General features: G+C 64.1%; 11 protein-coding genes and 1 pseudogene. 8 read left to right on the forward strand and 4 right to left on the reverse strand.

What is annotated here, in order from left to right:
• Positions 1-13 precede the first annotated feature (13 nt).
• The gene (locus M7H45_RS07350; protein WP_298215688.1) at positions 14-997 is read left to right on the forward strand and encodes an IS481 family transposase; all 984 of its coding nucleotides are present in this window, start codon (positions 14-16) and stop codon (positions 995-997) included.
• Between the two features lie 66 nt (positions 998-1,063).
• Here the strand turns inward: M7H45_RS07350 and mobQ are convergent.
• Positions 1,064-2,268: pseudogene (gene mobQ, locus M7H45_RS07355) on the reverse strand (MobQ family relaxase); the annotation flags it as partial.
• A gap of 168 nt (positions 2,269-2,436) precedes the next feature.
• On the opposite strand from mobQ, the gene M7H45_RS07360 reads away from it, so the two are divergent.
• Together M7H45_RS07360 and M7H45_RS07365 are read left to right on the forward strand one after the other, a co-directional pair.
• Complete coding sequence (locus M7H45_RS07360; RefSeq protein WP_298215690.1) at positions 2,437-2,766, forward strand: conjugal transfer protein TraD; 330 nt, start codon at positions 2,437-2,439, stop codon at positions 2,764-2,766.
• 1 nt (position 2,767) lies between these two features.
• Positions 2,768-2,950, forward strand: coding sequence for a conjugal transfer protein TraD (locus M7H45_RS07365; RefSeq protein ID WP_298215692.1), 183 nt, complete (start codon positions 2,768-2,770; stop codon positions 2,948-2,950).
• 203 nt (positions 2,951-3,153) lie between these two features.
• On the opposite strand, the gene M7H45_RS07370 is transcribed toward M7H45_RS07365, so the two are convergent.
• Both M7H45_RS07370 and M7H45_RS07375 read right to left on the reverse strand, forming a co-directional pair.
• The gene (locus tag M7H45_RS07370; RefSeq protein ID WP_298215726.1) at positions 3,154-4,038 is read right to left on the reverse strand and encodes an MFS transporter; all 885 of its coding nucleotides are present in this window, start codon (positions 4,036-4,038) and stop codon (positions 3,154-3,156) included.
• A 12-nt stretch (positions 4,039-4,050) separates the two neighbouring features.
• Positions 4,051-4,290 carry a hypothetical protein gene (locus M7H45_RS07375; protein ID WP_298215694.1) on the reverse strand — a complete coding sequence of 80 codons (240 nt, stop codon included), beginning with the start codon at positions 4,288-4,290 and terminating at the stop codon, positions 4,051-4,053.
• Between the two features lie 124 nt (positions 4,291-4,414).
• On the opposite strand from M7H45_RS07375, the gene M7H45_RS07380 reads away from it, so the two are divergent.
• From M7H45_RS07380 to M7H45_RS07390, 3 genes are all read left to right on the forward strand, one after another.
• Complete coding sequence (locus tag M7H45_RS07380) at positions 4,415-5,131, forward strand: helix-turn-helix transcriptional regulator (RefSeq protein WP_298215695.1); 717 nt, start codon at positions 4,415-4,417, stop codon at positions 5,129-5,131.
• Positions 5,132-5,383: 252 nt separating this feature from the next.
• A complete protein-coding gene (locus M7H45_RS07385; protein ID WP_298215696.1) occupies positions 5,384-5,635 on the forward strand; it encodes a type II toxin-antitoxin system RelE/ParE family toxin in 252 nt (83 codons plus the stop codon).
• Positions 5,636-5,639: 4 nt separating this feature from the next.
• Positions 5,640-6,020 (forward strand): helix-turn-helix transcriptional regulator, encoded by a 381-nt coding sequence (locus tag M7H45_RS07390; RefSeq protein WP_298215697.1) that lies wholly within the window; start codon positions 5,640-5,642, stop codon positions 6,018-6,020.
• A 109-nt stretch (positions 6,021-6,129) separates the two neighbouring features.
• Here M7H45_RS07390 and M7H45_RS07395 read toward each other — a convergent pair whose 3' ends face one another.
• Positions 6,130-7,416, reverse strand: coding sequence for an AmpG family muropeptide MFS transporter (locus M7H45_RS07395; RefSeq protein WP_298215698.1), 1,287 nt, complete (start codon positions 7,414-7,416; stop codon positions 6,130-6,132).
• A gap of 100 nt (positions 7,417-7,516) precedes the next feature.
• On the opposite strand from M7H45_RS07395, the gene M7H45_RS07400 reads away from it, so the two are divergent.
• Both M7H45_RS07400 and M7H45_RS07405 read left to right on the forward strand, forming a co-directional pair.
• The gene (locus M7H45_RS07400) at positions 7,517-8,902 is read left to right on the forward strand and encodes a glycosyltransferase family 1 protein (protein ID WP_298215699.1); all 1,386 of its coding nucleotides are present in this window, start codon (positions 7,517-7,519) and stop codon (positions 8,900-8,902) included.
• A gap of 70 nt (positions 8,903-8,972) precedes the next feature.
• Positions 8,973-9,770 (forward strand): sulfite exporter TauE/SafE family protein, encoded by a 798-nt coding sequence (locus M7H45_RS07405; RefSeq protein ID WP_298215700.1) that lies wholly within the window; start codon positions 8,973-8,975, stop codon positions 9,768-9,770.
• Positions 9,771-9,774: the final 4 nt, after the last annotated feature.

The following is a 9,774-nucleotide window of genomic DNA, read 5'->3' on the forward strand; positions in this document are numbered from 1 at the left end:
ACGGAGAACCAAGATGACGAAGGAACAGAAGATTATCCGCGCCAAGGTCGGCCTGCTGGAATTGGCCAAGCAGCTCGGCAATGTCAGCCAGGCGTGCAAGATGCTCGGCTACAGCCGGGACAGCTTCTACCGGTTCAAGGAGCTCTACGATAAAGGCGGCGAGTTGGCGCTGGCCGAGATCTCCCGCCGCAAGCCGATCCTGAAGAACCGCACGCCGCCCGAAGTCGAGGCAGCGGTGGTCACGCTGGCAATCGACCAGCCGGCCTGGGGACAGCTGCGGGTCGCCAATGAGTTGGCTAGGAAGGGGGTCTCGATCTCCCCGGCCGGCGTGCGCTGTGTCTGGCAACGGCATGAGCTGACTACCATGAAGCACCGGCTGAAGGCGCTGGAGGCCAAGATGGCGCAGGAGCAGTTCATCCTGACCGAAAGCCAACTGGCTGCGCTTGAAAAGGCCAAGGCCGAGAAGAAGGCGCACGGTGCGTTCGAGAGCGAGCACCCGGGCTACTGCGGCGCGCAGGACACCTTTTACGTCGGCAACCTCAAAGGTGTGGGCCGGATCTACCAGCAGACCTTCATCGACACCTATGCCAAGGTCGGGTTTGCCAAGCTTTATGACCGCAAGACGCCGATCACTGCGGCCGACCTGCTGAACGACCGCGTGCTCCCCTTCTACGACGAGCACGAGATTCCACTCCAGCGGGTGCTGACCGACCGCGGCACCGAATATTGCGGCAATCCGGAACGCCACGAGTATGAGCTTTATCTCGCGGTCGAGGATGTTGACCACACCCGGACCAAGACCAAAAGTCCGCAGACAAACGGTATCTGCGAGCGCTTTCACAAAACGTTGCTCGATGAGTTCTATCGGATCGCCTTCCGCAAGAAGATCTACCGCACTAACCGGCCTCACCAGGGACGCTGCTGCTTCGGCAAAACCCCGATGCAGACCTTCCTTGACAGCATCCCTATCGCGCAGGAGAAAATCATGGCAGCCTGATCAAAACGGACACTTCCACCGGAGCAAACCTCCAACGCCTGTCAGATGAAGTCGTAAGTTATACACCTCCGCCGCGATACCTGACAACGCGGCACCACGCACGGTGAGGCCCGTCGATTCCCATGCCTCGCGCGCGACGCCCAACATCGCGCTCTTGCCCGTTCCGGCATAGCCTACAACCACGCCAAGCCCGCGCCCGTCTGTCACATGCTCGAACGCCGCGCGCTGCTCGCCGGTCAGCACAAGCCCATTGGCTTCCGCCCGCGCCAGCGCGGCGGTGCGATCGTTCTCGTCCACGCGATGCCGTTCGCGCTCGGCCATCAAGGCGCTGGCGCGCTGCAACCGCTGTTCGGTCTCGATCATCTCGCGCGAGGTGAAGCGATCTTCGCCGCGCCCATCCTTGCCAAGCTCGACCAAATCGGGTGACGCGCGCACCGCGCTCATCGCCCGGTCGAATTGCTCCTTCCCGTCCGTATGGCGATGCGCGAACATGGCGAGGTCGCGCTGTGTGAACGTGGCTTGCTGGTGCGTGATCGCGTCCAGGGTGACGCGCGGTTCCGCAATGATGCGCTCGCCGTTCCGGCGCGCAATCCCGTGGTGATCCTCGATCCGCTCGGACTCAAATCCACGCTCGCCATGCGTTGCGCGGCGGGACCGATCTTGTCCTGCGGCTCAAACTCGATGCCTTGTGCCTCAAGGCTGCGATGGTCGATGCGGGCGTCTATGTCGAGTTCGGCAAGGCGCTGATTGACATGATCGGCCCACCGCTCACGCCATTGCTCAACCAGCTCAGTGCGGTTCCAGTCCCGCGCCTTCGGGCCGAAGCCGTCCGTGTCCACCGACCGCATCGTCAGCATGACATGGGCGTGAGGCTTTGGCAGTCCGTCCGCGTCTATGTCCCAATGCACATTGATGTCGGCGATCATGCCGCGATCGACAAACTCGGATTGCACAAAGTCGCGGGCGAGTTCGATGCCCTGCGCCCGCGTCATCTCGCGCGGAATGGCGAACTCCACCTCGCGGGCAAGCTGCGCGTCTTTTCTTTTCTCGAACGCCTCAACATCATTCCAAAGCCGCTCGCGGTCGCGCCATTGCTCCGGCGCGTTTTCCGGCAACATCACTTCCGAATGGACGACGCCCGACTTGTTGGTGAAGTCATTGTCCAGCCGCTCATCGTGCACCCGCGAGGCCGAACGATAGGCGGCGGCAGCGACGGCGCTGCGGCCCGACGCACGACCGATGACTTTCACGCTGAAATGGTAGATCGCCATAGCGATCATCCATTTACTGCTCTCAAGCGCACGTCAGAACGACGTATAAGCGCGCCATCGAAACTAATTTCTCGGGACGGCCCGCAGCGTTTCAGCCCGTCCCGGCAACCTTACAGCATTTCGACTGGGGCTCAATTATCATCACTCCATCGACAGCTTATGGAGGATATGATGCGCAAGCCACGGGACTTCGACGCGGAACTGCAATCGCTCGGAGACAAGGCGCGAGACCTAAAAGCCCGCAAGGTGCAGCAGCTTGGCGAGCTGGTCATTGCGACCAGCGCCGACGCCCTCAGCGCCGACGAACTGGCAGGCGCGCTGATCGTGCTGGCCGAAACCACCGATGCCGGAAAGAGGGAGGCATGGGCCAAGCGCGGGGCTGCGTTCTTTCAGGGACGGTCACGGCGATCTGCGCCATCGCCAGACCGCGACGCTGGCGGCGCTCAAACGCAACCGGGCAGCACGCAATCGACATCAGGCAGCGCGGGCGCGGCATGACATGCGCGCTTGGCAGGTCGAGCGCCGCAAGCGGACGCGGCACTTGATCGAACTCGGCGGACTCGTCGTCAAGGCGGGCATCATGGAACTGACCGGCGACGACCGCATGATGCTCTACGGCGCGTTGCTCTGGATGGCCGACAAGCTCCAGAGCGATCGGGGCGAACATGCGCGGGCGCTCTAGGCCGCGAAGGGGGAAGAAGCGTTCGAGGCCGTGCATGTCAGCATGAATCTTCCCGCTGCGCGAGACCAGCACGATGAAGCGTGACCGATGGCGGGCGGCGCGGAGACCCCACATATCGCAGCGCTGCCCGCCATCGCGCGGCAACGCCGCGCACCGGCCTGCTCCGCCCCAACGCTTCGGTTTCAATCGCGTATTTGCGGATTTCATTTGATGCGCGACATTCGAGTCACGGCAAACCACCAGACCAAGGCCGCGAGGAATGACAGCGTTGAGGGCAGCATCCCCAGGAAGCCGATGATGGAGCAGCCGAGGCCTGCGAGCACGGGCCAGCGGAAACCGCGCGCCTTGGCCCAGCGGCCGGACACCATGTTGCCCGCCGTCACCACGGCCGTCAGCGGCAGGAACGCAAGGCCTGTGCGCAGCGGGGAATAACCCCGCACCTGCTGAAAGTAGAGGCTGAGAACGAAGATCAACCCGAAGAAGGTCAGCGTCGTCGCCATTGCGACGACTGCCGCGCCCGAGAACGTGCCGTTCCTGAAGAAGGAGAGCGGCAGCATCGGCTGCGCTCGCCGCGCCTCGATTGTCAGAAAAGCGATCCACGCGGTAATGCTGATAGCGGCCCCGGTCAGCACCATTGGCGAGCGCCATCCGAGCGACGGCTCTTCAATGAGAGCGGCAACCAGCGTTCCGAGTGCGAGGATCGCGGAAAGCTGACCCGAAAGGTCCAGATGGCGCGGGTTGCCAGCCTTCCGGCTGTCGTTGATACGCCACGTCATCCAGAGGCCGATCAACCCGATCGGCACGTTCGCCAGGAAGATGCTGCGCCATCCGAGCCAGCCGATCAGAACGCCGCCGACCAAGGGACCGGCAGCAAGTGCAGCCCCGCCGCAGCCCGCCCATACACCAATTGCCCCCGCGCGTTCACCTGGATCGGGATAGGCGTGGTTGAGCAGCGTCAGAGAGCACGGCACCAGCATTGCCGCGCCGATCCCCTGCAAGACGCGCGCGGCCGTCAGGACGCCAAGGATTGGCGCGATGCCGCAGAGGGCGGAGGCCAGCGTAAACACCGCTAGGCCAGCCAGATAGATGTTGCGTGCGCCCTACCGATCGCCCAGCGTCCCGCCCGTCAGGAGCAGGCTGGCAAAGGACAGCGTATAGGCGTTCACCACCCATTGCAGGCCGGCAATATCCGTAGAAAGCGCTCCGGCAATACGTTCCAGGGCGACATTCACGATCGAGGTGTCGAGGATGACAACGATATAGCTGATGCTTGTCGCGGCCAGCACGCGACGCTGTAGTAGATCGCTTTGAGAAACTTCGGCTTCGACGCCCTTGGTCATCGTTCCGTCCCGCATCATTTGATGCCCCAAGGCATAGACGAATGACGCTGCTGGATGCTTCGACACGTATCGAAACATACGGACGGACTTTGTGCTAACGTGGGGCATCATTGGAGGTCGAGCCATGAATCCGCAGCCGAACGTCGCGTCCGCCGCATCCCTGATCGCCGACCCAGCCCGTGCGGCCATTCTCATGGCGTTGACAGATGGCCGCGCCCGTCCTGCTGGAGAATTGGCCTATGCGGCTAGTGTAACCGCCCAGACGGCTAGTTCCCACCTTGGCAAGCTGCTCGCCGGTGGATTGCTGACCGTCGAGACGGAGGGCCGGCATCGCTATTACCGGCTGGCCGGCCCGCATGTGGCCCAGGCGCTCGAAAACCTCGCGTCGATTGGTCCTTTGGAGGCGGTGCGCAGAAAGCCGCTGACGCGCGACGCGCAGAAACTTCAGTTCGCACGCTGCTGCTATGACCACTTGGCCGGCCGCGTCGGCGTCGGCGTGGCACGCGGACTTCAGGAGCGGGGCTTCATCATCCCGGTAGCAGACAAGCAATTCGAGGTCACGCCAGCCGGCGCGGAGTGGTTCGGGCGCATGGGGCTGGATGTGACGAAGATCAAGCCGACCCGCCGCGGGTTTGCTCGACAATGCCTCGACTGGACAGAGCGGCAACATCATCTGGCCGGCCCGCTCGGTGTGCAGTTTCTTAGCTTGTTGTGCGCGAAGGGCTGGCTGCGCCGTTCTAAAACCTCTCGCGCTGTTCAGGTCACGCCGCAAGGCTTACGTGAGCTGAGGGAACAGCTTGACGTTGACTTGGCCGAAATTGCGCCCGCCACCTCCGGCTAGAGAACCTGCATTCGTATTGATCCTACGCCGGACGTACTTGCCGGCAGAAAAATGGCGCAGGAAAACCATTTATCGTAGGGCTACAGCGTAAACGTAGTGCTCATCACTATCGGGCGTGGCCCGCCAAACTTTCGCTGCCGAACGCTACGTTGGCCGATACTGGCCCTGGTTACGACGATATTGAAGAATTTGGCTGACCGCTGCGCGATAATATCGCTTGACGTCGCCATGGTGTGAGCGATATTATCGCACATGAAGACGATTATCCTGACGCTGAGCGCCGCCAAGGATCTCGATGCTTTTACCCGAGATGCCCGCAAGCAGGTGGAATCCGGGCTTCACCGCTATGCGATGACGGGACAAGGCGACGTGAAGGCCCTTCAGGGCCGTGACGGCTTCCGACTTCGCATCGGCAGTTATCGGGTGATCTTCGATGAGGATGCGACCACGATCTTGGCGATCTACATCGGCCGCCGAGCCACTACGACTTACAGGAGGAGTTAAGACCATGGGTGCGCCACAGATCATTCGTAGTCCCAGCGGCGAAGAACTCGTCGTGTTGCCCCGGGCCGAATATGAGGCGCTCCTCGAACGCGCCGATCATGAGGCAGAAGATGCCGATGACGTCGCTATCTATGATGCTCGGAAGGCCGAATTGGCCGGCGGTGACGTACTGCCGCCGGAAGTTAGTGCTGCAATTCTTCGAGGCGACAGTCGGCTGAAAGCCATTCGGGAGTGGCGCGACAAAACGCAACTGCATTTGGCGTTCAAAACGGGTATCGGTCAGGGCTATCTGTCCGATCTTGAAAGTGGACGCCGCACGGGAACCCCTGAGACGATCGCAAAGCTCGCAGAGGCATTGAACGTGCCGGTGGAGTGGCTTTCGTAGACTTTGCACTGGTTCGTCATAGCGCAATAACGTAACATAGTGCTCATCACTATCGGTCGCGGCCCGCCACGCATCTTAATTTCCCCCGGTCACGTATTTTCTCGCGCTTTCATAAAATAGCTGGTTTCGGCCGCTCCGCCGGGGGGTAGCGGCGCAGAATCACCGCCAGCAGAGCCACCCCCGGCAGCGCCGCCGCCGCCGCCAGCGTGAAGAAGTGGATGAACCCGGCCCAGGCGGCGAGAAAGCCCGAGACGCCGGCAACGGTATGCAAAGCGAGCGGCGCCAGCGAGGACAGCAGCGCGTATTGGGTGGCGGTGTGTTCCTTATGGCAGAGACCGGAGAGATAGGTGAGAAAGGCCGTGTCGGAGAAGGCGTCGGTGAAGGCTTCCACCGCCGCGATGATCATGAGGATATGCGGCAGATGCGGAAACAGGCCCAGCAGCGGGTAAAGGCAGAGCGCCGCCATTTGCAGCAGGGCGGTGAAGAGCAGCGCCCGTCCCACCCCGGCGCGCATGACCAGCACCGCGCCGAGCCCCGTTCCCGCAAGGCCGCAGAACAGGGCGATAGGGCCGCTCGCCACCGCGATGGCCCCCCGGTTGAAGCCAAGCGAAAGATAATACGGCCCCAGCATGGTGGCGCCCAGCGCGCCCCCCAGCCGGAACAGGACGATAAAGGCGATGATGACCAAAGCGCCCCGGCGGGTGAGGAACTCCTGCAAAGGCTCGCGCACCGCTTGCGCGAAGCGCGCCGCGATGCCGGCGGGGTGCGGCGCGCGGATCACCGCCGGCTCCGGCGCCAGCAGCGCCGCCAGCGGCCCCAGCAAAGCGAGAACGGCCATCAGCCCCACCGCGACATGCCAGCCCGTTTTCACAGAAAGGGCGATGACCCCGGCATTGGAGACGAGAAAGGCCACCCGCCAGCCCCAGACCTCGCAGGCCAGCGCCGCGCCTTGCAGCCGGGGCGCGAAACTCTCGATGCGCCACGCGTCGATGATGATGTCCTGGCTGGCCGAGCAGAAGGCGACCAGCGCGCCAAGGCCGAGGGTGAGCCAGACATGGCGGGCGGGGTCGCTGATGGCGAGCGCCGCGATGGCGGCAGCCAAAACGAGCTGCACCGCGATGAGCCAGCCCCGCCTGCGGCCCAGAAATGGCGGGCGCGCCTCATCAAAAAACGGCGCCCAGAGGAATTTGAGCAAATAGGCGAGGCCGATATTCGCCGTCAGCCCGATCAGCCCCAGCGCCACGTGCTCGCTGGCCATCCAGAGCCGCAAGGTGGGGCCGGAGAGCGCCCAGGGCAGGCCGGAGGAGAAGCCCAGCACGGCCATGAGGCCGAGGCGGCGTAAATCCGGCAGGCGGACCGCGCGGGCGGGGCGCGCGGAAGCGGGAGTGGGGTGCATGACCGCCAGAATTAACCAGCGGGGCGGCGGCGCGCAATCAGCCTCGCCCCCATGGCGGCCGGGCCGGGGCCGCATTAAATGAGAGGAAATAGCTGGATATATGGGAATGACCGTTTGGTTCGACGTCGAGGATCTGATTCGCTTTTTTCAATACGCCAAACGGCCCACCGGCATTCAGCGCCTCAGCTTCGAGGTTTGCGCCGCCGCCCACCGGCTGGCGGAGCCGGGCGGCGTGGGGTTTTGCCGCCGTAACGATGCCGGAACGCGTCTGCTGGAGGTGGATTTCGCCGGGTTCGAGGCGGCGATCCGCGCCGCCGCCGAGGCGCTGCCCCCCGCCCAGCAGATCATCGCCGCGCCTCCGCCCCTGCCGCCGCTGAGCCGCACGCGGATCTTCGCCGCGGCCCGGCGCCTGCCACCCCATTACCGCGAGCCATTGGGAGATCTCTACCGCGCAAGCGTCAACGCGGCGCGGGCTCTGCGCGCGCTACTCCGCGCCGCCTGGCGCCGGACGCGCCCGCGCCGGGCCGCCGCAGGCCCTATTCCCGCCGCCATCCCGGCGGCGGCGAGCGGGGTGGTCGTCAACCCTGCTTCCGTAGACTGGCTCATCCATCTCGGCGCCTCCTGGGAGCGCCCTTACGCGCCCGGCTTTCTCAATTATCTGGCGGGCAATGGCGTCCGTCTCGGCCTGTTCGCCCATGACATGATCCCCGATCTATTCCCGGAATGGTGCACCCGTTCCATGGGCGTGGATTTCTCCCTCTGGCTGGACGAGACGGTGCCGCGCGCCGAGCGGGTTTTCGCCATCTCCCGCCATACGCTCAAGGATTTGGAATTTTGTCTCACCCGCCGCAACCGGCGCGTGCCGGATGTCACCCAGCTTCCCCCCGGCGGCCAGGGGCGGAGCGCCGTGCCGCCGCAGCCGCGCCCGCTCGCCCAGCCCTTCGTGCTGATGGTGGGGACCATCGAGGCGCGCAAAAATCATGGCGGCATGTTGCGGGTCTGGCGGCATTTGCTCAACGCCCCCCCGGCGGGCGAGGTGCCGGTGCTGGTCTTCGCGGGCAAGGCGGGCTGGCTGACCAGCGATTTGATGCAGCAATTGGAGAACGCCGCCTATCTCGGCGGCAAGATCCTGTTCATCGACCAGCCGACCGAAACCCAGCTGGCCGCGCTATACCAGCATTGCCTCTTCACCCTCTACCCCTCCCTCTATGAAGGCTGGGGCCTGCCGGTGACGGAGTCGCTCTGCTTCGGCAAGCCGGTGATCGCCTCCAACAGCTCCGCCATCCCGGAGGCCGGGGGGCCGTATTGCGCCTATTTCGACCCGGACGATCTCACCGAGGCCGAGGCCGCCATCCGCCGCTGGATCGAGCAGCCGGAGCTCGTCCGCGCGGCGGCGGCGCGGATCGCCGCGGAATTCGAGCCGCCGCGCTGGGAGGATACGGCCGCCGCCCTGTTGCGGGACTGCGCCATGCCCGCGCGGGAGTAGCCGGGGTTGTCGGCAATCCGTTAACGGAGAATTGATTGCCAAACGCCGCGCCGTTATGTCATGTAAACCCATGACTGAAGTAGGACATTTTATCTTCAACCCCGCCTATGCGGTTTCCGGAGCGCTGGTGGGGGTCCTGGTCGGACTGACCGGGGTGGGCGGCGGGTCGTTGATGACCCCGCTTCTTGTCCTGCTTTTTGGCTTTCATCCCACCACGGCGGTCGGCACGGATCTGCTCTTTGCCTGCGTGACCAAAAGCGTCGGCACCGCCATGCACAGCACCGGCAAGACCGTGGATTGGGGCATAGTGGGCCGGCTGGCGATGGGCTCGGTGCCCGCGACGCTGGTCTGCCTGGGGGCGATCGCCTATTTCGGTGTCGCCAATAAAAGCGTGACCAGCGCCATTTCCTACACGCTCGGCGTGGCGCTGCTGATCAGCGCTGTCTGCCTGCTGTTCAAAGCCCGGATCGTGCGGGCCATCTCCCGCCGCCATCCTGAATTCGAGAAGCGGGAATACGTGCGGCTCACCATCATCACCGGTTTCATCCTCGGCGTGCTGGTCTCGCTCTCCTCGGTGGGGGCGGGGGCGCTGGGGACCATCGCGCTCATCATTCTCTATCCCCGCCTACCGCTGGTGCGTATCGTCGGCACCGATATCGCCCACGCCGTGCCCCTCACCTTGCTCGCCGGAATGGGGCATTGGATGCTGGGGACGATCAATTTCAACCTGCTCAAGGACCTGCTGGTCGGCTCAATTCCCGGCATCATCCTCGGCAGCCTCGCCGCCCGCTACGCGCGCGAGACGGTGCTGAAAACCTGCCTGGGGCTCATTCTGGCGGTGGTCGGCTTCCGCATGCTGGTGAAATAACCGC

The organism is Acidocella sp. (assembly GCF_027352905.1).
GTDB lineage: Bacteria > Pseudomonadota > Alphaproteobacteria > Acetobacterales > Acetobacteraceae > Acidocella.

What these genes read in the sequence shown, in the direction of transcription:
- M7H45_RS07350 (WP_298215688.1), top strand. Translation starts at nt 14, where the DNA reads ATGACGAAGGAACAGAAGATTATCCGCGCCAAGGTCGGCCTGCTGGAA.
- M7H45_RS07360 (WP_298215690.1), top strand. Translation starts at nt 2,437, where the DNA reads ATGATGCGCAAGCCACGGGACTTCGACGCGGAACTGCAATCGCTCGGA.
- M7H45_RS07365 (WP_298215692.1), top strand. Translation starts at nt 2,768, where the DNA reads ATGCGCGCTTGGCAGGTCGAGCGCCGCAAGCGGACGCGGCACTTGATC.
- M7H45_RS07375 (WP_298215694.1), bottom strand. Translation starts at nt 4,290, where the DNA reads ATGACCAAGGGCGTCGAAGCCGAAGTTTCTCAAAGCGATCTACTACAG.
- M7H45_RS07380 (WP_298215695.1), top strand. Translation starts at nt 4,415, where the DNA reads ATGAATCCGCAGCCGAACGTCGCGTCCGCCGCATCCCTGATCGCCGAC.
- M7H45_RS07385 (WP_298215696.1), top strand. Translation starts at nt 5,384, where the DNA reads ATGAAGACGATTATCCTGACGCTGAGCGCCGCCAAGGATCTCGATGCT.
- M7H45_RS07390 (WP_298215697.1), top strand. Translation starts at nt 5,640, where the DNA reads ATGGGTGCGCCACAGATCATTCGTAGTCCCAGCGGCGAAGAACTCGTC.
- M7H45_RS07395 (WP_298215698.1), bottom strand. Translation starts at nt 7,416, where the DNA reads ATGCACCCCACTCCCGCTTCCGCGCGCCCCGCCCGCGCGGTCCGCCTG.
- M7H45_RS07400 (WP_298215699.1), top strand. Translation starts at nt 7,517, where the DNA reads ATGGGAATGACCGTTTGGTTCGACGTCGAGGATCTGATTCGCTTTTTT.
- M7H45_RS07405 (WP_298215700.1), top strand. Translation starts at nt 8,973, where the DNA reads ATGACTGAAGTAGGACATTTTATCTTCAACCCCGCCTATGCGGTTTCC.